This window comes from Pseudomonas kielensis, from assembly GCF_014236655.1.
GTDB classification, from domain to species: domain Bacteria; phylum Pseudomonadota; class Gammaproteobacteria; order Pseudomonadales; family Pseudomonadaceae; genus Aquipseudomonas; species Aquipseudomonas kielensis.
The window spans coordinates 132,134-153,025 of record NZ_JACMYG010000011.1; the positions used below are offsets into that span (position 1 = coordinate 132,134).

A 20,892-nucleotide genomic window follows, 5' to 3' on the forward strand; every position below is an offset into this window, starting at 1 on the left:
AAGCTCTCCTCAGGCAGTCTTGATCAGCTCGATCCTGACCGCGCACTTTTTATAGTCCGTCTGCTTGGAGATCGGGTCCGTCGCATCGAGGGTGACCTTGTTGATCAAACGGTTGGCGTCGAAGAACGGCACGAACACCAGCCCCTGGGGTGGCTTGTTGCGCCCACGGGTTTCGATGCGCGCACGCATTTCCCCGCGTCGGCTGATCACCTTGACCTCACTGCCTCGCCTGGCATTGAGCGCCTTGGCATCGGCCGGGTGCATGTACACCAGGGCATCGGGCACCGCCTTGTAGAGTTCTTCGACGCGCTGGGTCATGGTTCCGGTGTGCCAGTGCTCGAGCACCCGCCCGGTGCTCAGCCAGAACGGGAACTCCTGATCAGGGGATTCCGCCGGCGGCTCGTAGGGCAGCGCGAAGATGATCGCCTTCTTGTCGGGGTAGCCATAGAACTGCACGCCACTGCCCTTCTCCACGTAGGGATCATGGCCCTCGCGGAAGCGCCAGCGGGTTTCCTTGCCGTCCACCACCGGCCAGCGCAGGCCGCGTTCGGTGTGATAACGATCGAACGGCGCCAGGTCATGACCGTGGCCCCGGCCGAACTGGGCGTACTCTTCGAACAGGCCTTTTTGCAGGTAGAACCCGAAATCCTTGGCTTCGTCGTTTTGAAAGGCCGAGTCCATCTGCTCGATCGGGAACTGGTCGACGTTGCCGTTCTTGAACAGCACCTCGTACAGGGTCTTGCCTTTGTACTCTGGAGCACTGTCCAGCAACTGCGCGGACCAGACCTCATCGGTGGTGAAGCGCTTGGAGAATTCCACCAATTGCCAGAGATCGGACTTGGCCTCCCCCGGGGCGGATACCAGTTGATGCCAGAACTGGGTACGCCGCTCGGCATTGCCGTAGGCCCCCTCCTTTTCCACCCACATGGCGGTGGGCAGGATCAGGTCGGCGGCCTGCGCGGAGACCGTGGGGTACACGTCGGAAACGATCACGAAGTTCTGCGGGTTACGCCAGCCCGGCAAGACTTCCTGCATGATGTTGGGCCCGGCCTGCATGTTGTTGCTGGCCATGGTCCAGTACACGTTGACCACGCTGTCCTTGAGCATGCGGCTCTGTTGCACTGCGTGGAAACCCACCTTGGGATTGATGGTACCGGCCGGCAGTTTCCAGATTTTCTCGGCGGTGGCGCGGTGTGCCGGGTTGGTGACCAGCATGTCTGCCGGCAGGCGGTGGGAAAAGGTCCCCACTTCCCGCGCCGTGCCACAGGCCGAAGGCTGGCCGGTCAGGGAGAACGGGCTGTTGCCCGGCTCGCTGATCTTGCCGGTCAGCAAATGGATGTTGTAGATCAGGTTGTTGGCCCACACCCCGCGTGTGTGCTGGTTGAAGCCCATGGTCCAGAAGGACACCACCTTGCGTTTCGGGTCGGCATACAACTGCGCCAGCGCCTTGAGCCGCTCGGCCGGAACCCCGGTCTCCTTGGCGGTGCGCTCCAGGGTGTAGGGTTTGACGAAGGCGGCAAACTGCTCGAAGTCGATGTCGGTCCAGGTGTTCGCCTTGTCGGCATTTTTGGCCTGTTGTTCCAGCGGATGATCGCTGCGCAGGCCGTAGCCGATGTCATCGACCCCCTTGGCGAAGCGGGTGTGCCGGCTGACAAATTCCTTGTTCACCGAGCCGCTTTCAATGATGTAGTTGGCGATGTAGTTGAGGATCAACAAGTCCGTCTGCGGCTTGAACACCATGGGAATATCGGCCAACTCGAAGCTGCGGTGCTCGAAGGTCGACAGCACCACCACCTTGACCTCGGGCTGGCTCAAGCGCCGGTCCGTGACCCGACTCCAGAGAATCGGGTGCATCTCCGCCATGTTCGAGCCCCACAACACAAACGCGTCAGTGACCTCGATGTCGTCATAGCAGCCCATGGGCTCATCGATGCCGAAGGTGCGCATGAACCCCATGACCGCCGAGGCCATGCAATGCCGGGCATTGGGGTCGAGGTTGTTGCTGCGGAATCCGGCCTTCATCAACTTGTTGGCGGCGTAGCCTTCCCACACGGTCCATTGTCCGGAGCCGAACATGGCGATCGACTCTGCGCCTTTGTTTTTCAGCGCCTCCTTGAACTTCAACTCCATGACATCAAACGCCTGTTCCCAGGACACCGGCTGGAACTCACCCTGCTTGTCGTATTGCCCGTTGGTCATGCGCAACAGCGGCTGGGTCAGGCGGTCCACGCCGTACATGATCTTGGACAGGAAGTAGCCCTTGACGCAGTTCAGGCCACGGTTGACCTCGGCTTTGACGTCGCCGTGGGTCGCCACCACCCGGTTGTCCTTGGTCGCCACCATCACGCTGCAACCGGTGCCGCAAAACCGGCACGGCGCCTTGTTCCAGGTCAGGGCGACCATGTCCTGCTCGGTGATCAGGTTGCTGGCCGAGGTGAACACCGGCAGCCCGGCAGCCGCCGCGGCAATCCCGGCCGCCTGGGCCTTGACGAATTCACGACGGGTCATGGGCATGGGTGTTCTCCGCTCGGATCGAGGATCTCGTGGTAAACCAGGGAGGCGTTGAGCACGCCGGGCAGGCGGCCAATCTGTTCAATGCGCTGGAGAATCTGCGGCTCGCCGTGCATTTCCAGGACCACCACCACTTTGCCCTCGGGGCTTTCCTGGTGCAGTTCAACGCCCTGGAGCAGGCGCAAGTTGGCCTTCACCGCGCTGAACATCTCGACACGGGCCTGCACGATCAAACTGGCGATGTGTAGTTTTTGTTCCATGGCCAACACTCCTTGCCTGTAAACGCACGTGGACAAGCAATCAGTGCGGTGCCCCGGGAGGACCGAGGAGCATTTGCAGGAACCAGACGAAAAAGCCGTAGCCGCCCACTATCACCACCGACAGCAGGGGAAAAAGAAACACAACCAGGAACAGCAACAGCCGCCTTTCCTTGCGCGCACGTAGAGCGGACTCATCAACCGTCGTCATGGCCAGGGCTCCTGCCAGAAAGTGAACTGAGACTAGATGCCCGCCCTGCTAATTTCCATGATTCAGATCAGCGGAAGTTCAAGCAGGATTAACCCGCATTCAACAATGATGAACATTAATCGCGCGGCACCTCGCCCACTAAGGCCCGCGCATGCAAGGGCGACTTAGTTAGCGCTCAAGTTTGCCGATTTCATACTCGCGCAACTTGTTGGCAATAGTGGTGTGGGAAACCCCCAGGCGTTTACCGAGCAATCGACTGCTGGAATGTTCAGAATACAAACGCTCCAGCACGGCTTTTTCAAAACGCCCGACAATGTCATCCAGTCCGCCATCCAGGGAAAAATCCCCCAGCGGCTGGCGCACACCGTAGTCCGGCAGGCGAATGTGCTCGGCCTTGACCGTGCCGCCTTCGCACAGCGACACCGCCTGGAACAGCACGTTCTCCAGTTGCCGGACGTTGCCCGGCCAGTGGTAGTGACTGAGCCGGTCCATGGCCGCGGGCGCCAGTTTCGGCAAAGGGCAACCGATTTGCCGGCTGGCCTGGTCGAGGAAGTGTTCCACCAGCGGTGTCAGGCCGTCGAGGCACTCGCGCAACGGAGGGATGTGCAGCGACAGGACATTCAAACGGTGGTACAGGTCCTGGCGGAACTCACCGCTGGCGCACAGTTCGGAGAGGTCGACCTGAGTCGCACAGATGACCCGCACATCCAGGTAGACCTCTTCATCGCTGCCCACACGGCGGAAGCAACCGTCTTGCAGGAACCGCAGCAATTTCACCTGCAAACGTGGGCTCATTTCGCCGACGCCATCGAGAAACAGCGTACCGCCTGCGGTCAGTTCCAACAGCCCGAGCTTGCCTTCGGCCCGTGCGCCTTCGAACGCGCCGGGGCCGTAGCCGAACAACTCAGTCTCGGCCATCGACTCCGGCAGCCCGGCGCAGTTCAGCGCCATCAACGGCGACTGACCACGCGGGCTGGCCAGGTGGCAGGCGCGCGCCAGCAGTTCCTTGCCGGTGCCGGTCTCGCCCTCGATCAACAGCGGCGCATCCAGGGGCGCCATGCGTCGCGCCTCCCGGACCACCGCGGCCATCACTTTGGAGCTTTGGAAAATGCTGTCGAAGCCGCGCAACTCCTGCTTGCGCACGTTGTAGATGCGCTCACCGACCCGGTCCGCCCGGTGCAGGGTCAGCACCGCGCCGGCCATGGCCTCGCTGTCGTCATGCTCCGACTGCAGGGGGGCGATATCGGCCAGGAATACGTCGCCCTTGACCTTGACCCGCAGGCCGTTGATCCGCGACTTGTTGGCGCGCACCAGTTCCGGCAGGTCGAAATCCTCGGCGTAGCGTGACAGTGGGATCCCCGGCACTTCGTCGACCCGCACCCCGAGCAATTGCGCCGCCGCACGGTTGGCCGCGACGATCGAGCCGCCCATGTCGATCGACAGCACCGGAAACTCCAGTGCCCCCAGCAAGGCATTGAGCTCCATGTGCCGACGTTCGCTGGGCATCAGCCCTACCCGCTTGACCCCGAATACCCCGGTAATCGCCTCGAACTTCGCCCGCAGCGCCTGGAACTGGATATTGATCAGGTTCGGGCAATGCAGGTAGATCGCGTTGCCGTGCTCCCCGCCGACCTCCCCGCGAGCGACGTTGATCCCGTACTCCACCAGCAGGTTGAGGATGTCGCGCAGGATGCCGATGCGGTTCTGGCAATGGACTTTGATACGCATAAAAAGGCCCGGACAAGGAGATGGACAGCGGGTGGCGAGGATTTTTCTGCCGCCACCCAAAGTTAGTCGTCAAGATTATGTGACAGCTTCAGGGCTTTTCAAACCGGGAAATCGCAATAGGCGCGCCATAGGCGGTCTCGCGTAACGAAAACTTTACGAAAAGCAGCGATTTTTCCTACCCGCTCGTCCAGGACCCTGCTGCACGGGCGCACGCTTCGGGGTATTTCTAGGTCCATAGGCAAGACATAACAAGAACGTATCCCTTTGCAGGAGAGCAGCATGAAGCAGACGCAATACGTGGCCCGCGAGCCCGATGCGCAAGGGTTTATCCACTACACCGCTGAAGAACACGCGGTGTGGAACACGCTGATCACTCGCCAGCTGAAAGTGCTCGAGGGCCGTGCGTGCCCGGAGTACATGGAAGGTATCGACAAGCTCGGCCTGCCCCATGACCGCATTCCCCAGCTCGACGAAATCAACAAAGTCCTGGGCGAAACCACCGGCTGGCAAGTTGCCCGGGTTCCGGCACTGATTCCGTTCCAGACCTTTTTCGAATTGCTGGCCAGCAAGCAGTTTCCTGTCGCGACCTTTATTCGTACCCGCGAAGAACTGGATTACCTGCAAGAGCCGGACATTTTCCACGAGATCTTCGGCCACTGCCCGCTGCTGACCAACCCCTGGTTCGCCGAATTCACCCACACCTACGGCAAGCTCGGCCTGCAGGCAACCAAGGAAGAACGGGTGTACCTGGCGCGCCTGTACTGGATGACCATCGAGTTCGGCCTGGTCGACACCCCTGAAGGCCAGCGCATCTACGGCGGCGGCATTCTCTCCTCGCCGAAGGAAACCGTGTACAGCCTGTCCGGCGAGCCCGAGCACCAGGCCTTCGATCCGCTGGAAGCAATGCGCACGCCATACCGCATCGATATCCTGCAACCGCTGTACTTTGTCCTGCCCAACCTCAAGCGCCTGTTCGACCTGGCCCACGAAGACATCATGGGCATGGTCCACCAGGGCATGCAGCTGGGTCTGCACGCGCCGAAATTTCCGCCAAAACCCAAGGCGGCCTGAGGACGCCGCAGTCGCGGCGCCCCACAAAAAATAGTAACGTCTAACAAGAATCGAAATCAGGAACCCCCCATGACCGCTCTCAACCAAGCCCATTGCGAAGCCTGCCGCGCCGATGCTCCACAAGTCAGCGACGAAGAACTGCCGGTATTGATCAAGCAGATCCCTGACTGGAACATCGAAGTTCGCGACGGCGTCATGCAGCTGGAAAAAGTTTTCCTGTTCAAGAACTTCAAGTTCGCCCTGGCGTTCACCAACACCATGGGTGAAATCTCCGAGGCCGAAGGTCACCACCCAGGCCTGCTCACCGAGTGGGGCAAAGTCACCGTGACCTGGTGGAGCCACTCGATCAAGGGCCTGCACCGCAACGACTTCATCATGGCCGCGCGCACTGACGAAGTGGCCAAGGACGCCGAGGGCCGCAAGTAATGTTTTTCGACGCCATCGGCCGGGTGCCCGGCGACCCGATCCTCGGCCTGATGGAGGCCTATGCGCAGGACCCCAATCCGCGCAAATTCGACCTCGGCGTGGGTGTCTATAAAGACGCCCAGGGCCTGACGCCCATCCCGCAGTCGGTGAAACTCGCCGAACAGCGCCTGGTGGACGGCCAGGGCACCAAGACCTACATCGGTGGTCATGGTGACCCGGCGTTCGGCAAGGTGATCAACGAGCTGGTGCTGGGCGCCGATTCGGCGCTGATCGCCGAGCAGCGGGCCGGCGCTACCCAGACTCCGGGTGGCACCGGGGCCTTGCGCCTGAGTGCCGATTTCATCGCGCATTGCCTGCCCGGGCGCGGCATCTGGTTGAGTAACCCGACCTGGCCGATCCACGAAACCATCTACGCCACCGCCGGCCTCAAGGTCAGCCACTACCCCTACGTGGGCAGTGACAACCGCCTGGACGTCGAGGCCATGCTGGCCACCCTGAACCTGATCCCCAAGGGCGACGTGGTGCTGCTGCACGCCTGCTGCCATAACCCGACCGGTTTCGACCTGTCCCAGAATGACTGGCGCCGGGTGCTGGACGTGGTGCGCAGCCGCGAACTGTTGCCGCTGATCGACTTCGCCTACCAGGGCTTTGGCGATGGCCTGGAGCAGGACGCCTGGGCCGTGCGCTTGTTCGCCCAGGAGCTGCCTGAGCTGTTGATCACCAGTTCCTGCTCGAAGAACTTCGGCCTGTACCGCGATCGCACCGGGGCGCTGATTGTCTGCGCCAAGGATGCCGAGAAGCTGACCGATGTCCGCAGCCAACTGGCCCACATCGCCCGTAACCTGTGGTCGACGCCACCGGATCACGGTGCAGCCGTGGTGGCGACCATCCTCGGCGACCCGCAGCTGAAACAGCGCTGGGCCGACGAAGTGGAAGCCATGCGCCAGCGTATCGCCCAACTGCGTTCGGGCCTGGTGGAAGCGCTGGAGCCCCACGGTCTGCGCGAGCGTTTCGCCCACATCGGTGTGCAGCGCGGGATGTTTTCCTACACGGGCTTGACGCCAGAGCAGGTGAAAAAGCTGCGCGAGCAACACAGCGTGTACATGGTCAGCTCGGGACGCGCCAACGTGGCCGGGATCGACGCCACGCGCCTCGACCTGCTGGCCGAGGCGATCGCTGACATCTGCCGTGACTAAACGCTACCTCGTGTAGCTGCACAAGCCCGTAGCAGTTGCGATGGGGTTGTGCAGCTACAGTGCGGCCATCTGTCGCAGAAATCCGAGATAAAAGTCTATTTGTCATTTCTCCTGCTGTATCCTGCCAAGGCTTTTTGAAAGCGTGGTTCTACACAGCGATTTACAAACAGACTTTGCGAGGAGCAAGCAACATGCACGAGATTCCGAATCTCCCCTTCCCAAGCCTGCACGAAACTGAGCAGACAACCCCGCAACAAGCCGGTGCCCAACAGCCCGAGCCGAAAGAAGCCACTGGTAGCCGCAAGGCCGACAGCGAAGACTAAGCGCACTACCCAGACCGTGTGGAAAGCGCTGACTGATGCGCTTTCCACACAGCCTGAAACCCGAGCCCCCGCCATGACCGATACCTTCGACGAATCCCAGGCCAGCGTGCTGATCGATGCCGCGCAACAGATGATCGACGTCTGGAACCGCCTGACACCCGAGAAACAAGCCCTGCTCCTGGACCGTTTCGGCAGCCAGGAAAACGCCCTCGCCGCCCTGGTCACCACCCAACTGGTCGCACCCAGCCAGGCCTGATCGCACTCAGCCGCCCAACCCGGCAAATTCTCCCCTTCGCGCCGCCAACCACCGGTAACATAAGCAGCCTATCTATCCTGCTGTCCCGTGGACTCTCCCCATGCCAGATCCCCAGCGCCCCATGGCGGTCACGCTGCAAGTCGTTTCCATCGTCCTGTTTACCTTCATCGGCTACCTGAACATCGGCATCCCCCTGGCCGTCTTGCCCGGCTATGTGCACAGCGACCTGGGATTTGGCGCGGTCATCGCGGGCCTGGTGATCAGCGTGCAATACCTCGCCACGCTGCTCAGCCGCCCCTATGCCGGACGCATCATCGACAACAAGGGCAGCAAGCTGGCGGTGATGTATGGCTTGGCCGGCTGTGGCCTGAGCGGGGTGTTTATGCTGCTCTCGGCGTGGACCCAGAGCCTGCCGATGGTGAGCCTGATCAGCCTGTTGATCGGTCGCCTGGTCCTGGGCAGCGCGGAAAGCCTGGTGGGGTCGGGCTCGATCGGCTGGGGCATCGGTCGAGTCGGCGCGTCGAACACTGCCAAGGTGATTTCCTGGAACGGCATCGCCAGCTACGGCGCGCTGGCGGTGAGTGCCCCGCTGGGCGTCCTGCTGGTGCGCCAGTTCGGGCTATGGAGCATGGGCGTCAGCATCATTTTACTGGCGCTGGTCGGCCTGCTGCTGGCCTGGCCAAAAACCGCTGCGCCGATCGTCGCCGGCGAACGCCTGCCCTTCCTGCATGTGCTGGGACGGGTGCTGCCCCACGGTTGCGGGCTGGCGCTGGGGTCCATCGGATTTGGCACCATCGCCACCTTCATTACCCTGTACTACGCCACCCAGCATTGGGATAACGCCGTGCTGTGCCTGAGCCTGTTCGGCGCCAGCTTCATTGGCGCGCGCCTGCTGTTCGGCAACCTGATCAACCGCCTGGGCGGTTTTCGGGTGGCGATTGCCTGCCTGTCGGTGGAAACCCTTGGCCTGCTGCTGTTGTGGCTGGCTCCGGACGCGAACTGGGCATTGGCCGGGGCGGCGTTGAGCGGGTTCGGTTTTTCGCTGGTGTTCCCCGCCCTGGGCGTGGAAGCGGTCAACCTGGTGCCCGCCTCCAGCCGTGGCGCGGCCGTCGGCGCCTACTCGCTGTTCATCGACTTGTCCCTGGGCATTACCGGCCCCTTGGCCGGCGCAATCGCCGCAGGCTTCGGCTTCGCCTCGATCTTCCTGTTCGCCGCCCTCGCGGCCCTCAGCGGCCTGGCACTGAGCGTCTACCTCTACCGCCAGGCGCCGAGGCTGCGGGAAAACCGCTAGAAATCCACCTTGCCACGCCCGGCCTTGATCGAACCCCGCTTGGTCTTGGACTCCAACCGGCGCTTTTTCGAGCCCAGGGTCGGCTTGGTCGGGCGGCGCTTCTTTTCGACCTTGGTGGCGGCCAGGATCAACTCGGTCAATCGCTCCAGGGCATCCGCCCGATTCTGTTCCTGGGTGCGGTATTGCTGGGCCTTGATGATGATCACGCCATCGCTGGTGATCCGGCTGTCGCGCAGCGCGAGCAGGCGCTCCTTGTAGAACTCGGGCAAGGACGAGGCCGGAATGTCGAAACGCAGGTGCACGGCACTGGAGACCTTGTTGACGTTCTGCCCACCGGCGCCTTGCGCCCGAATGGCCGTCAACTCGATCTCGGCATCCGGCAGATGCACGTTGTTGGAAATCACCAGCATGGAAAGCGGTCCGTAATCGGGGGGGGTCAGGATACGCGATTGTGCGCGCTTGATTGGGGGCATATCCGTTTCTGCGGTAGCGGCCGCTGACGATTGCGGCCTGACGGCGGACCCCATACCAGCCTCAACCGCAGCAACGGATCTACCCCCCAGAAACAACAAACCCGGCACAGGGCCGGGTTCGCTGCAACAGCACGACCTACTCACTTAACAGCAGGCACCCCATTCAAAGCCTGTTGCGCACTGCGCTTGTTCTTGATGCCATAGCAGACCCACATGAACAGGATCCACACCGGAATCGCAAACACCGAGATCTGAATGCCCGGGATCATCAACATGATGCCAAGGATAAACACCACGAACGCCAGGCAAACGTAGTTCCCGTAGGGGTACCACAAGGCCTTGAACAGCGGCGTCTGGCGGGTGCGGTTCATGTGCTGGCGGAATTTGAAGTGCGAGAAGCTGATCATCGCCCAGTTGATCACCAGCGTGGCAACCACCAACGACATCAGCAGTTCCAGCGCGTGTTGCGGGATCAGGTAGTTGAGCAGCACCGCCACCAGGGTCACTGCGGCCGACGCGAGGATCGAGCGTACCGGCACGCCGCGCTTGTCGATCTTGGCCAGGCCTTTGGGCGCATCACCCTGCTCGGCCATGCCCAGCAGCATGCGGCTGTTGCAGTAGGTACCGCTGTTGTACACCGACAAGGCCGCGGTCAGGACCACGAAGTTGAGGATGTGCGCGGCGGTGTTGCTGCCCAGCATCGAGAACACCTGGACGAACGGGCTACCGCTGTAGGAGTCGCCCGAAGCGTTCAGGGTGCTCAGCAGACTGTCCCATGGGGTCAACGACAACAGGATCACCAGGGCGCCGATGTAGAAAATCAGGATCCGGTAGATCACCTGGTTGATGGCCTTGGGGATCACGGTTTTTGGCTGGTCGGCTTCTGCGGCGGTGAAACCGAGCATTTCCAGGCCGCCAAAGGAGAACATGATGATCGCCATCGCCATCACCAGGCCGCTGACGCCGTTGGGGAAGAAACCACCGTGTTCCCACAGGTTGCTCACCGAGGCTTGCGGGCCGCCGTTGCCGCTGACCAGCAGGTAGCTGCCCAGGGCAATCATGCCGACAATCGCCACCACCTTGATGATCGCAAACCAGAACTCGGCCTCGCCAAAGACTTTGACGTTGGCCAGGTTGATCGCGTTGATCATCAGGAAGAATACCGCCGCCGAGGCCCAGGTCGGGATCTCCGGCCACCAGTAGTGCACGTATTTACCGACTGCGGTCAGTTCCGACATGCCCACCAGGATGTACAGGATCCAGCAGTTCCAACCCGACAGGAAGCCAGCGAACCCGCCCCAGTATTTGTGCGCGAAGTGACTGAAGGAACCGGCTACCGGCTCTTCGACGATCATCTCGCCCAGTTGGCGCATGATCATGAAGGCAATGAAGCCGCAGATGGCGTAGCCGAGGATCATCGACGGACCGGCCGACTTCAGTACGCCGGCAGAGCCCAGGAACAATCCGGTACCAATCGCGCCACCGAGGGCGATCAGTTGAATATGGCGATTTTTCAGGCCGCGTTTCAGCTCGCCTGAATGCGAGGTTTGTCCACTCATGAAAGGGTCTCACGCAAGGTTTGATGATGTTCGTTAAGACGTTGCCGTCCGGATCAGGATCCGGCAGCGCCGATCAAACCCCAGCGCAAGCACCAGGAGTTCAGCGTATTTACAACGGTCATGCGTCACCTGTTTGTTTTTATCTGTGACGAAATCGAACCCGACACGCTCGTGACGCGGCGGAGTGAACAAGGCGGGTAGCCTTGAGAATCGCGTGGTTACGCAGAGGGTCACAGGTAAAACGCGGCGCATTGTACACCGCTAACCCCCTGCTGCCAGACCTCGCTGGTTCAGCGTGTCGTTGGCCGGGATTGCCTGTGTCCGCCTCGAAGATCGCGGGCGGCTGCAAAAATAGGTTCAGACCTTTGCGGGTCCGTGGCGGGGGTGACGGAAAAATCGCCCCTCGAAGAGAGATGAAGATGACTCACGGCGTACATTGCGCCTCCTTCTTGTTATGCACCTGCACGACAGGCATGGGGCGCATGACACCGCGCAATGACCCGCGAAACAAGCGGGCCAGAGCCTTGGAAGACAGTTGTGGCGAGCGTTTTCGGAACATTTTCCTTACAGCATTGCGGGCGCGACGATTCCACAAGGGTAATCTGGGGTTTTCGTCAGGTTTTCGTTACATGCCGTAACGCCGATTTTCCAGCCGGGACCCTCCCCCCACAGCACAGCAGTTTCAAGCGGGCAAAAAAAACGCCAACCCGAAGGTTGGCGTTTTCACGTGCGGCTTAGCGCTTGAAGCTCAGCGCTGCTTCAAACTCACTCCGGCTTGCGACGGCCAAAGCCAGGACGCTGACCGGAACCGGCCGGTGCGCCGCGACGCTTGCCCGATGGCGCGTCACGGTCGACCAGGACGATGCCTGGACGCTTTTTCGGCGCAGGCTTGGCCGGGCGGTTGGTGTCGGCCGGACGGTCTGCCACTGGCGTACCACGACCTGCCGGAGCGCCACGGCCTTCGCCGCGCTCAGTGCGACCGTTGGCCGGACGTGGCGAACGCGGACCGCGCTCGCCGTCCTGACGGGCTGCCGGCTTGCGGCTCGGACGCTCGCCTTCGATATGCGGCTCACGTGCTGGACGCGGCGTGGTAGCCGGGGCACCGGCGGCTGGACGCAAGGTGCGTACACGCTCGGTCTTGCCCATTGGGCGCGACGATTTACGCTGCATGCGGTCAAGCTTGTCTTTGCTCTTGGCATTCATCTGCGGCATCGCGACCGGCGTCAGGCCAACCTCAGCACTCAGAATGTCGACTTCGTACTGGCTCATTTCGCGCCAGCGGCCCATCGGCAGGTCGGAGTTGAGGAACACCGGACCGAAACGCACGCGCTTCAGACGGCTGACCACCAGGCCCTGGGATTCCCACAGGCGACGCACTTCGCGGTTGCGACCTTCCATCACCACGCAGTGATACCAATGGTTGAAACCTTCACCACCGGGCGCCTGCTTGATGTCGGTGAACTTGGCCGGGCCGTCTTCGAGGACCACGCCCGCCTTCAGGCGCTCGATCATCTCGTCGTCGACTTCGCCACGCACACGTACCGCGTACTCACGGTCCATTTCGTAGGAAGGGTGCATCAGGCGGTTGGCCAGCTCACCGTCGGTGGTGAACATCAGCAGGCCAGTGGTGTTGATGTCCAGGCGGCCGATGTTGATCCAGCGCCCTTCTTTGGGACGCGGCATCTTGTCGAACACGGTCGGACGGCCTTCCGGATCGACACGGGTGCAGATTTCGCCGTCGGGTTTGTTGTACATGATCACGCGGCGGACCGATTCGGCCGCTTCTTCACGCTTGATCACCTTGCCATCGATGGTGATGGCGTCGTGCATGTCGACACGCTGACCGAGCGTGGCGTCTTTGCCATTGACCTTGATTCGGCCGTGGCTGATCCAGGCTTCTACGTCACGGCGCGAGCCGACGCCGATACGGGCGAGGACTTTCTGCAGTTTTTCGCCTGCTGGGCCGATTTCCTGGTCGTCTTTCTGGTCGTTGATACTCATCTGGGCACCTCCCGGTGTGGTCTGTTCAGGCGTGGCCTGAAGTCGTAAAAGCGGGTCGTTTGGCGAAGGGATCGCCAAAGGGTCGCGAATCATACGCTCATGGCGCGGCTCGCGCATCAGAGACTAGCTGATAAACGGTCGACTATCGGTTTTTTCCGCCGATCGGTGTCAGTCGTCGAACTGGCGGCGCTCGGCCTCGATGGCCTGGGCCAGCGCCAGGGCCTCGGCTTCTTCGTCGCTCAACTGGGGTGGCGGCGGCTCCAGGGCGGCGACCGCGGCCAGGAGTTTTTCCCGGGCCTGGGCGACCCCCAAAATGTCGGGTTCTGGTTCTGGTTCTGGTTCTGGCTCGGCTTGAGCCTCGACCTCGACTTCAGGCGCTGCCTCGTCCGTCTCCGGTTGCTCGCCGGGCTCGCCATCGCGCAGCAGGTCGTCGAAGTCGGTCTTGATCCCCTCCTCCATCGAGTCCAGCTCCAGCAACAGGCTATGGAAGCTGGTTTCGTCCTTCGGCTCTTCCGGCTCGGCACTGGCGTCGGCCAGCGCTTGCAGGCTGGGCGGAACCGGGGCGTCGTCGAACTCGAGCATCGGCTCAGGCTCCAGCTCGCGCAGCTCGGCCAGCGGCGGCAGATCGTCTAGGTTCTGCAGGTTGAAGTGGTCGAGGAAGGCCTTGGTGGTGGCGAACATCGCCGGTCGCCCCGGGACTTCGCGGTAGCCGACGATCCTGATCCACTCGCGCTCCAGCAGGGTCTTGACGATGTTGCTGTTGACCGCCACACCCCGCACGTCCTCGATCTCGCCACGGGTGATCGGCTGGCGATAGGCAATCAGCGCCATGGTCTCCAGCATGGCCCGCGAGTAGCGCTGCGGGCGTTCTTCCCACAGGCGTCCGACCCAGGGCGAGAACTTTTCGCGAATTTGCAGGCGGTAGCCCGAGGCGACTTCCTTCAACTCAAAGGCCCGGCCCTCGCAGGATTTTTCCAGGATCGCCAGGGCTTTCTTGAAGACCGGCGGCTCCGGACGCTCGCCCTCCTCGAAGAGCTCGAACAGGCGCTCCATCGATTGCGGTTTTCCCGAGGCCAACAGAAAGGCTTCAAGCAGTGGCGCCAGCTCGCGGGGTTCACTCAGATTCATGGATTTTGCTCGTTATTCGGCTCGCGCCCGCACATGGATAGCCGCAAAGGGCTCATTCTGCACCAGCTCGACCAGGGATTCCTTGACCAGTTCGAGGATCGCCATAAAGGTCACGACCACACCCAGGCGTCCTTCTTCTGCGGTGAACAGCTCGACAAAGGGCACAAAACCGCCACCCTTGAGCCGCTCCAGCACATCACTCATGCGCTCGCGGGTCGACAATGCCTCGCGGCTGACCTGATGGCTTTCAAACATGTCGCCACGGCGCAAAACCTCGGCCATGGACAGCAGCAACTCGCTGAGCCGGACTTCCGGCAACAGCTTGCGCGCCCGCGCCTCGGGGGCGTCCAGCTTGGGCACCACCACGTCACGGCCGACCCGACTCAGGCCATCGATGCCTTCGGCCGCGGCCTTGAAGCGTTCGTATTCCTGCAGGCGACGGATCAGTTCGGCGCGCGGATCGTCTTCTTCCGCTTCGATCTCTGCCGAACGCGGGAGCAGCATGCGCGACTTGATCTCGGCCAGCATCGCCGCCATCACCAGGTACTCGGCGGCCAACTCCAGGCGCACCGACTGCATCAACTCGACGTACCCCATGTACTGCCGGGTAATTTCCGCCACCGGAATGTCGAGGATGTTGATGTTCTGTTTGCGGATCAGGTACAGCAACAGGTCGAGCGGACCTTCGAAGGCCTCGAGAAAAACCTCGAGGGCGTCCGGGGGAATGTACAGGTCCTGCGGCATTTCCATGACCGCCTGGCCGTAGACCATGGCAAACGGCAGTTCCTGCTGCGCGCCCGCCTGGCTGTCGACGGTTTCCACCACCGACACTCAGGCCTCGGCCATGAACGGGGCCGGGTCGCCGCAGCCGACGCGGATCACTTCTGGCTCGCCGTCGGCCAGGTTGATCACCGTGGAGGCCTTGATGCCGCCAAAACCGCCGTCGATGATCAGGTCGACCTGATGTTCGAGCAACTGGCGCATTTCGTAGGGATCGCTCAAGGGATCGGTGTCACCGGGCATGATCAGGGTCACGCTCATCAGCGGCTCGCCCAGTTGTTCGAGCAGGGCCAGGGCGATCGGATGACTCGGCACCCGCAGGCCGATGGTGCGTTTTTTCGGGTGCAGCAGCAGGCGCGGCACCTCGCGGGTGGCGTTGAGAATGAAGGTGTACGGGCCCGGCAGGTGGGCCTTGAGGATGCGGAAGGTGCCGGTGTCGATCTTGGCGAACACCCCCAATTGCGACAGGTCGCTGCAAATCAGCGCAAAGTTGTGCTTTTCGTCCAACTGCCGCAAGCGTCGCACGCGCTCTACGGCATTCTTGTCACCGATCTGGCAACCAATGGCGTAGGACGAGTCGGTGGGATAGATCACCACCCCGCCGGCGCGGATGATTTCGACAGCCTGTTTAATCAGGCGCGCTTGTGGGTTTTCCGGATGAATCTGGAAAAATTGACTCACATTTTCTACCTGTTCAGACGGCGGCAATAATTGGGTCATGTTTGAATCGACACCAAAGCGGTGGCAGATCCTCCGGAAGCGGGCGGTACTCGCCGATCTCGGACCAACCTCCGGGGCCATGGAAATCACTGCCGGCACTGACCAGCAGACCGAACTCACGCGCCAGAATGGCCAGGCTGCCGACCTGCTCGGCCGGTTGATGCCCGTTGACCACTTCGATAGCGTGACCACCTGCTTGAATATAGTCGCCAATCAGGCGCCGGCGTTTGCTGCGAGTGAAATCGTAGTGCCACGGATGGGCCAGGCTGACCCAGGCACCGGCGGCGCGTAGGGTGGCGACGGTTTCCTCGAGGGTCGGCCAGTGCTGTTTGACGTCCCCCAGCTTGCCGGCGCCCAGCCATTTGCGGAACGCTTCGGCGCGGTCCTTGACGTAGCCGGCGCGCACCAGATAGTCGGCGAAGTGCGGGCGGGCCGGGGCGTTGCCGCTGTCGCCGAGTTCCTGCTGGATCGCCCGCGCGCCTTCCAGCGCCCCGGGCATGCCCTTGAGCTCCAGCTTGCGGCTGATTTCTTCCGAGCGCAGCCAGCGCCCGTCATGCAACCGGGCGATCGCCTCGACCAGCGCCGGGGCGTTGACGTCGAAGCCGTAGCCCAGCACGTGAATGGTGGCGCCCCCCCAGGTGCAGGACAACTCGACACCGTTGACCAACTGCATGCCCAGGGCCTGCGCGGCGACGCGGGCCTCATCGAGACCTTCGAGGGTGTCGTGGTCGGTCAGGGCCAGGACTCGCACGCCTTTCTCAAACGCCCGCGCCACCAGTACCGCAGGCGCCAGGGCGCCATCGGAGGCCGTGCTATGGCAGTGCAAATCAACATTCACAGGATGTGTAACCTCAAATCAGCTGGCGCTATCGCGACCCAATATGTTTGTTATTATGCCGCCACATCCTGCTTCTGGCTGCCACTGTGAAACAATTCATCGACTTCATCCCGCTCCTGCTGTTTTTCATCGTCTTCAAAATCGACCCCCGGGTCGTCGACATCGCCGGCTATCCATTGACTGTAGGCGGTATTTATAGCGCCACCGCGATGCTCATCGTCAGCTCCCTGGTGGTCTATGGCACCTTGTTCATCACCCAGCGCAAACTGGAAAAAAGCCAATGGCTGACCCTCGTCGCCTGCCTGGTGTTCGGTAGCCTGACCCTGGCCTTCCACAGCGAAACCTTCCTCAAGTGGAAGGCGCCGGTGGTCAACTGGCTGTTCGCCCTGGGGTTTATCGGCAGTCACTTCATCGGCGAGCAACTGCTGATCAAGCGCATCATGGGTCACGCGCTGACCCTGCCGGATGCGGTATGGACCCGCCTGAACATCGCCTGGATTGGCTTCTTCCTGTTTTGCGGGGCCGCTAACCTGTTCGTCGCGTTTACCTTCCAGAGCATCTGGGTCGACTTCAAGGTCTTCGGCAGCCTGGGCATGACCCTGCTGTTCCTGGTGGCCCAGGGTATCTACCTGTCCCGCCACCTGCACGACGCCGATCCCACTACGCCAAAAACCGAGGACTGACATGCTTTACGCAATTATTGCCACAGACGTCGCCAACTCCCTGGAAGCTCGCCTGGCCGCCCGCCCTGCGCACCTTGAGCGCCTGCAACAGCTCAAGGCCGAAGGCCGCGTGGTCCTGGCCGGTCCGCACCCGGCAGTGGACAGCAATGACCCGGGCGCCGCAGGTTTCACCGGCAGCCTGATCGTCGCCGAATTCGCCTCCCTCGAAGCTGCCCAGGCCTGGGCCGATGCCGACCCGTACATCGACGCCGGTGTCTACGCCAACGTCCTGGTCAAGCCGTTCAAGCAAGTCCTGCCTTAAGCCTGGCGGCGCGGTGAACCTTGTGTTCATCGCGCACTCCATAGTGCTCGCGATCGTTGCTTCAACCCACCCGTCTCAGGTTTTTCACCCGCCCCTGCCGCGCTGACCACTCAGCCGCACGGGTTCGTCGTGGCATGCCAGTCGCGCGCCCGGCCCTGCATTGCGATATCGTTGCCAGGGATGGACACCCCCCACATCGACAATGGCTAAATTGAGTAAGTCATGAGCGAGCTGTTACTGATTGATGATGACCAGGAGCTGTGTGAGCTTCTCGGTAGCTGGCTGAGCCAGGAAGGCTTTGTAGTGCGCGCCTGCCACGACGGCCTGAGCGCCCGCCGCGCCCTGGCCGAGTCCGCGCCGGCGGCCGTGGTGCTGGACGTGATGCTGCCCGACGGCAGTGGCCTGGAGCTGCTCAAGCAACTGCGCAGCGACCATCCCGAACTGCCGGTGCTGATGCTGTCGGCCCGCGGCGAACCGCTGGACCGGATCCTCGGCCTGGAGCTGGGGGCGGACGACTACCTGGCCAAGCCCTGCGATCCCCGGGAACTGACCGCCCGCCTGCGCGCCGTACTGCGCCGCAGTCACCCGGCGGCCGTATCCAGCCAGGTGGAACTCGGCGACCTGTGCTTCAGCCCCGCGCGGGGCGTGGTCAACATTGACCAGCAGGAATACACCTTGACCGTCTCCGAAAGCCGCCTGCTCGAAGCCCTGCTCAAGCAGCCTGGCGAGCCGCTGGACAAGCAGGAACTGGCGCAGATCGCCTTGGGCCGCAAGCTGACCCTCTACGACCGCAGCCTGGACATGCACGTCAGCAACCTGCGCAAGAAGATCGGCCCCCACCCCGATGGCCGCCCGCGCATCGTGGCCCTGCGCAGCCGGGGTTACTACTACAGCCTCTGAGTGCACACGGCCGGCGCCAATGTCAGGAGCGCGTGCGACCGTCTTTACCCAAGCTTTACGCTTCGCTGACCGCCGCTGACCTTGATCTGCGTAATCTGCACTCATCCGGAACACACCGGGAACGAGACAAGGAGATACACCATGCGCAAGACTCTTATCGCTCTGCTGTTCGCTGCCGCCCTGCCCACCGTTGCCATGGCCATGCCAGAAGGCCAGGGGCCGATGGGCCCGATGGACGGCCCACGCCATGGCGCTCAGATGCACGATCACGGCAAGGGCCCTTACAGCCAGCTGGACCTGAGCCGCGAACAACGCGAGCAGATCCGCAAGATCATGGGCGAGCAGATGCACGAGCGTAAGCAGCTCGTCGATAAGTACCTGGAAAAGCTGTCGCCAGCCGACCAGAAAGCCATGAAAGACGAAATGGCCGCCCGTCACCAGAAAGCCGAAGCCGAGGTCCGTGCGCTGCTCAAGCCTGACCAGCAGCAGAAGTTCGACGCCATCCAGAAAAAACAGGCCGAACGCAAGGCTGAATGGGCCGAGTTCAAGGCATGGAAAGCGCAACAACCGCAAAAAGCGCAATAATGCTCTAGCGCTCCTCCCCCCAGCCCAATGGTCCCCGCCATTGGGCTTTCCTTGTTTGAGGGTTTCCCGTGCGTTCATTGTTCTGGCGCATTCTCGCCAGTTTCTGGTTGGCCATCGCCCTGGTTGCAGGGCTGTCGATACTGCTTGGGCACATGCTGAACCAGGACGCCTGGATTCTCAGTCGGCATCCGGGCCTCAATACTCTGGCGCAGCAGTGGACCCAGCTGTACGAGGAAAACGGTGAGGACGCCGCGCAAACGCTGCTGGAAAAACGTAAACGGCGCTATCACATCGACGTTCAGGTGCTCAACGAAAGCGGGGACCCGGTGGTGCGCGGAACCTTCCCGCGTCGCGCGGCGGCGTTCGAGGCCCGACAGAACGACAGTAACGACCGGCACCTGCCCTGGCGGCGCTTGACCGCCGAGTACACCAGCCCAAAAACCGGTGAAACCTACCTGCTGATCTACCGCATCCCCCACCCGGAGCTCGACAGCTGGCACCGCGAAAGCCTGCTTTGGCCCCTGAGCGCGTTGGGTATTGCGCTGGTGGTGCTGACCCTGTTCAGCCTGCTGGTGACGCTGTCCATCACCCGCCCCCTGAGCCGCTTGCGCGGCGCGGTGCATGACCTGGGCCAGACCACGTACCAACAGAACAGCCTGGCGCGCCTGGCCAACCGACGCGACGAGTTCGGGGTGCTGGCCAATGACTTCAACCGCATGGGCGCACGTCTGCAGAGCCTGATCGGCAGCCAGCGGCAATTGCTGCGTGACGTGTCCCACGAACTGCGCTCACCCCTGGCACGCTTGCGCATCGCCCTGGCCCTGGCCGAGCGGGCAGGCCCCGAAGAACGGGAAAAACTCTGGCCCCGCCTGACCCGCGAATGCGACCGCTTGGAGGCCTTGATCAGTGAAATCCTGGTATTGGCGCGGGTCGATGCCGATAACGCCAGTGCCGAGGCGGTGGACCTCAACCTGCTGCTGGGCAGCGCGCAGCGCGATGCCCAACTCGCCTCGCCGGACCAGCAGATCAGGGTCGAAGCCGAACCGAACCTGCAGCTCAAGGGCTGGCCGACCATGATTGAGCGTGCCCTGGACAACCTGTTGCGTAACGCCCAGCGCTTCAACCCGAGCGGACGGCCGATCGAAGTCCTGGCCCGGCACCAGGGTGAACGTATTGTGCTCAGCGTGCGCGACCACGGCCCCGGGGTCGACGCCGAGCATCTGGCGCAGTTGGGTGAACCCTTTTACCGTGCCCCCGGCCAGACCGCCCCCGGCCATGGCCTGGGCCTAGCCATCGCCCGCCGCGCCGCCGAACGCCACGGCGGCAGCCTGACCCTGGCCAATCACCCGGAAGGTGGATTCATCGCCAGCCTGGAGTTGCCACTGGAGCCGGGAGCCAGCACCTGAGCCCGGCTCCGCCTTTTTGGGGAGCTGACGCCCGCTTTTGGCTCGCCAGCGATGGTCATAGGTATCTACACAACTGTGGTGCGACGTTGCACCTGTGGAGAGAGAACCTGCTTGGGTCGTGACCTCTGGGCCTCTGGGGTGTTGGATTAGACCGAGTACATATCCATTTCTTCGGTAACGGCCTCCTATGGTTCCGCCTGACGGCGGCTCACTTTTGAGAAGCGCAAAAGTAAGCAAAACGCTCTTAC

General features: G+C 62.3%; 22 protein-coding genes. 11 read left to right on the top strand and 11 right to left on the bottom strand.

The window, feature by feature from the left end; translation table 11 throughout:
- Nucleotides 1-9 precede the first annotated feature (9 nt).
- The 4 genes from napA to H7995_RS13565 all read right to left on the bottom strand — a co-directional run bounded on the left by napA (nt 10) and on the right by H7995_RS13565 (nt 4,707).
- Complete coding sequence (gene napA / locus H7995_RS13550) at nt 10-2,514, bottom strand: nitrate reductase catalytic subunit NapA (RefSeq protein ID WP_185818479.1); 2,505 nt, start codon at nt 2,512-2,514, stop codon at nt 10-12.
- Entirely contained in the window at nt 2,505-2,771 is a 267-nt protein-coding gene (locus H7995_RS13555; protein ID WP_166590512.1) for a chaperone NapD, read from the bottom strand. The genes napA and H7995_RS13555 overlap by 10 nt, the downstream gene beginning before the upstream one ends.
- A 40-nt stretch (nt 2,772-2,811) precedes the next feature.
- Entirely contained in the window at nt 2,812-2,979 is a 168-nt protein-coding gene (locus H7995_RS13560) for a periplasmic nitrate reductase, NapE protein (protein ID WP_166590513.1), read from the bottom strand.
- A gap of 168 nt (nt 2,980-3,147) precedes the next feature.
- Nucleotides 3,148-4,707, bottom strand: a complete 1,560-nt coding sequence (locus H7995_RS13565; protein ID WP_166590514.1) for a sigma-54-dependent transcriptional regulator — start codon at nt 4,705-4,707, stop codon at nt 3,148-3,150.
- A 279-nt stretch (nt 4,708-4,986) separates the two neighbouring features.
- Here H7995_RS13565 and phhA point away from each other — a divergent pair, with 279 nt between their 5' ends.
- The 6 genes from phhA (at nt 4,987) to H7995_RS13590 (ending at nt 9,270) form a co-directional block, all read left to right on the top strand.
- On the top strand, nt 4,987-5,778 hold the full coding sequence (gene phhA / locus H7995_RS13570) for a phenylalanine 4-monooxygenase (RefSeq protein WP_166590515.1): 792 nt from the start codon (nt 4,987-4,989) through the stop codon (nt 5,776-5,778).
- Between the two features lie 69 nt (nt 5,779-5,847).
- Nucleotides 5,848-6,204, top strand: a complete 357-nt coding sequence (locus H7995_RS13575) for a 4a-hydroxytetrahydrobiopterin dehydratase (RefSeq protein WP_095080175.1) — start codon at nt 5,848-5,850, stop codon at nt 6,202-6,204.
- Nucleotides 6,204-7,400: an amino acid aminotransferase gene (locus H7995_RS13580; RefSeq protein WP_185818480.1), complete on the top strand. Its 1,197-nt coding sequence runs from the start codon at nt 6,204-6,206 to the stop codon at nt 7,398-7,400. The genes H7995_RS13575 and H7995_RS13580 overlap by 1 nt, the downstream gene beginning before the upstream one ends.
- A gap of 191 nt (nt 7,401-7,591) precedes the next feature.
- The gene (locus H7995_RS28640) at nt 7,592-7,723 is read left to right on the top strand and encodes a hypothetical protein (protein WP_256585517.1); all 132 of its coding nucleotides are present in this window, start codon (nt 7,592-7,594) and stop codon (nt 7,721-7,723) included.
- A 73-nt stretch (nt 7,724-7,796) separates the two neighbouring features.
- On the top strand, nt 7,797-7,979 hold the full coding sequence (locus tag H7995_RS13585) for a hypothetical protein (RefSeq protein WP_185818481.1): 183 nt from the start codon (nt 7,797-7,799) through the stop codon (nt 7,977-7,979).
- Between the two features lie 100 nt (nt 7,980-8,079).
- Nucleotides 8,080-9,270 (top strand): MFS transporter, encoded by a 1,191-nt coding sequence (locus H7995_RS13590; RefSeq protein ID WP_185818482.1) that lies wholly within the window; start codon nt 8,080-8,082, stop codon nt 9,268-9,270.
- Here the strand turns inward: H7995_RS13590 and arfB are convergent.
- The 7 genes from arfB to H7995_RS13625 form a co-directional block, all read right to left on the bottom strand.
- Nucleotides 9,267-9,680 carry an alternative ribosome rescue aminoacyl-tRNA hydrolase ArfB gene (gene arfB, locus H7995_RS13595; RefSeq protein ID WP_095170013.1) on the bottom strand — a complete coding sequence of 138 codons (414 nt, stop codon included), beginning with the start codon at nt 9,678-9,680 and terminating at the stop codon, nt 9,267-9,269. The genes H7995_RS13590 and arfB overlap by 4 nt on opposite strands.
- A 203-nt stretch (nt 9,681-9,883) precedes the next feature.
- Nucleotides 9,884-11,302, bottom strand: coding sequence for an amino acid permease (locus H7995_RS13600; protein ID WP_166590518.1), 1,419 nt, complete (start codon nt 11,300-11,302; stop codon nt 9,884-9,886).
- A 765-nt stretch (nt 11,303-12,067) separates the two neighbouring features.
- A complete protein-coding gene (gene rluB, locus H7995_RS13605; RefSeq protein WP_182343854.1) occupies nt 12,068-13,303 on the bottom strand; it encodes a 23S rRNA pseudouridine(2605) synthase RluB in 1,236 nt (411 codons plus the stop codon).
- Between the two features lie 168 nt (nt 13,304-13,471).
- The gene (scpB, locus tag H7995_RS13610) at nt 13,472-14,431 is read right to left on the bottom strand and encodes an SMC-Scp complex subunit ScpB (RefSeq protein ID WP_185818483.1); all 960 of its coding nucleotides are present in this window, start codon (nt 14,429-14,431) and stop codon (nt 13,472-13,474) included.
- Nucleotides 14,432-14,443: 12 nt separating this feature from the next.
- Nucleotides 14,444-15,202: a segregation and condensation protein A gene (locus tag H7995_RS13615; protein ID WP_174244613.1), complete on the bottom strand. Its 759-nt coding sequence runs from the start codon at nt 15,200-15,202 to the stop codon at nt 14,444-14,446.
- A gap of 60 nt (nt 15,203-15,262) precedes the next feature.
- Nucleotides 15,263-15,892, bottom strand: coding sequence for an L-threonylcarbamoyladenylate synthase (locus tag H7995_RS13620; protein ID WP_166590521.1), 630 nt, complete (start codon nt 15,890-15,892; stop codon nt 15,263-15,265).
- Between the two features lie 13 nt (nt 15,893-15,905).
- Nucleotides 15,906-16,769: a PHP domain-containing protein gene (locus H7995_RS13625; RefSeq protein ID WP_166590522.1), complete on the bottom strand. Its 864-nt coding sequence runs from the start codon at nt 16,767-16,769 to the stop codon at nt 15,906-15,908.
- A gap of 86 nt (nt 16,770-16,855) precedes the next feature.
- Between H7995_RS13625 and H7995_RS13630 the strand changes: the two genes are divergently transcribed.
- The 5 genes from H7995_RS13630 to H7995_RS13650 all read left to right on the top strand — a co-directional run bounded on the left by H7995_RS13630 (nt 16,856) and on the right by H7995_RS13650 (nt 20,644).
- Complete coding sequence (locus H7995_RS13630; protein ID WP_095170019.1) at nt 16,856-17,452, top strand: septation protein A; 597 nt, start codon at nt 16,856-16,858, stop codon at nt 17,450-17,452.
- A 1-nt stretch (nt 17,453) separates the two neighbouring features.
- Nucleotides 17,454-17,753, top strand: a complete 300-nt coding sequence (locus H7995_RS13635; protein ID WP_159994346.1) for a YciI family protein — start codon at nt 17,454-17,456, stop codon at nt 17,751-17,753.
- A 222-nt stretch (nt 17,754-17,975) separates the two neighbouring features.
- Nucleotides 17,976-18,653, top strand: a complete 678-nt coding sequence (locus tag H7995_RS13640; protein ID WP_166590523.1) for a response regulator transcription factor — start codon at nt 17,976-17,978, stop codon at nt 18,651-18,653.
- Nucleotides 18,654-18,794: 141 nt separating this feature from the next.
- Nucleotides 18,795-19,238, top strand: coding sequence for an LTXXQ domain protein (locus tag H7995_RS13645; protein ID WP_166590524.1), 444 nt, complete (start codon nt 18,795-18,797; stop codon nt 19,236-19,238).
- Nucleotides 19,239-19,306: 68 nt separating this feature from the next.
- Complete coding sequence (locus H7995_RS13650) at nt 19,307-20,644, top strand: sensor histidine kinase (RefSeq protein WP_166590525.1); 1,338 nt, start codon at nt 19,307-19,309, stop codon at nt 20,642-20,644.
- The last annotated feature ends 248 nt before the right edge of the window (nt 20,645-20,892 follow it).

What these genes read in the sequence shown, in the direction of transcription:
- H7995_RS13555 (WP_166590512.1), bottom strand. Translation starts at nt 2,771, where the DNA reads ATGGAACAAAAACTACACATCGCCAGTTTGATCGTGCAGGCCCGTGTC.
- H7995_RS13635 (WP_159994346.1), top strand. Translation starts at nt 17,454, where the DNA reads ATGCTTTACGCAATTATTGCCACAGACGTCGCCAACTCCCTGGAAGCT.
- arfB (WP_095170013.1), bottom strand. Translation starts at nt 9,680, where the DNA reads ATGCTGGTGATTTCCAACAACGTGCATCTGCCGGATGCCGAGATCGAG.
- rluB (WP_182343854.1), bottom strand. Translation starts at nt 13,303, where the DNA reads ATGAGTATCAACGACCAGAAAGACGACCAGGAAATCGGCCCAGCAGGC.
- H7995_RS13560 (WP_166590513.1), bottom strand. Translation starts at nt 2,979, where the DNA reads ATGACGACGGTTGATGAGTCCGCTCTACGTGCGCGCAAGGAAAGGCGG.
- H7995_RS13585 (WP_185818481.1), top strand. Translation starts at nt 7,797, where the DNA reads ATGACCGATACCTTCGACGAATCCCAGGCCAGCGTGCTGATCGATGCC.
- H7995_RS13600 (WP_166590518.1), bottom strand. Translation starts at nt 11,302, where the DNA reads ATGAGTGGACAAACCTCGCATTCAGGCGAGCTGAAACGCGGCCTGAAA.
- H7995_RS13575 (WP_095080175.1), top strand. Translation starts at nt 5,848, where the DNA reads ATGACCGCTCTCAACCAAGCCCATTGCGAAGCCTGCCGCGCCGATGCT.
- H7995_RS13640 (WP_166590523.1), top strand. Translation starts at nt 17,976, where the DNA reads ATGAGCGAGCTGTTACTGATTGATGATGACCAGGAGCTGTGTGAGCTT.
- H7995_RS13615 (WP_174244613.1), bottom strand. Translation starts at nt 15,202, where the DNA reads ATGGTCTACGGCCAGGCGGTCATGGAAATGCCGCAGGACCTGTACATT.
- H7995_RS28640 (WP_256585517.1), top strand. Translation starts at nt 7,592, where the DNA reads ATGCACGAGATTCCGAATCTCCCCTTCCCAAGCCTGCACGAAACTGAG.
- H7995_RS13590 (WP_185818482.1), top strand. Translation starts at nt 8,080, where the DNA reads ATGCCAGATCCCCAGCGCCCCATGGCGGTCACGCTGCAAGTCGTTTCC.
- H7995_RS13565 (WP_166590514.1), bottom strand. Translation starts at nt 4,707, where the DNA reads ATGCGTATCAAAGTCCATTGCCAGAACCGCATCGGCATCCTGCGCGAC.
- phhA (WP_166590515.1), top strand. Translation starts at nt 4,987, where the DNA reads ATGAAGCAGACGCAATACGTGGCCCGCGAGCCCGATGCGCAAGGGTTT.
- H7995_RS13645 (WP_166590524.1), top strand. Translation starts at nt 18,795, where the DNA reads ATGCGCAAGACTCTTATCGCTCTGCTGTTCGCTGCCGCCCTGCCCACC.
- H7995_RS13580 (WP_185818480.1), top strand. Translation starts at nt 6,204, where the DNA reads ATGTTTTTCGACGCCATCGGCCGGGTGCCCGGCGACCCGATCCTCGGC.
- napA (WP_185818479.1), bottom strand. Translation starts at nt 2,514, where the DNA reads ATGCCCATGACCCGTCGTGAATTCGTCAAGGCCCAGGCGGCCGGGATT.
- scpB (WP_185818483.1), bottom strand. Translation starts at nt 14,431, where the DNA reads ATGAATCTGAGTGAACCCCGCGAGCTGGCGCCACTGCTTGAAGCCTTT.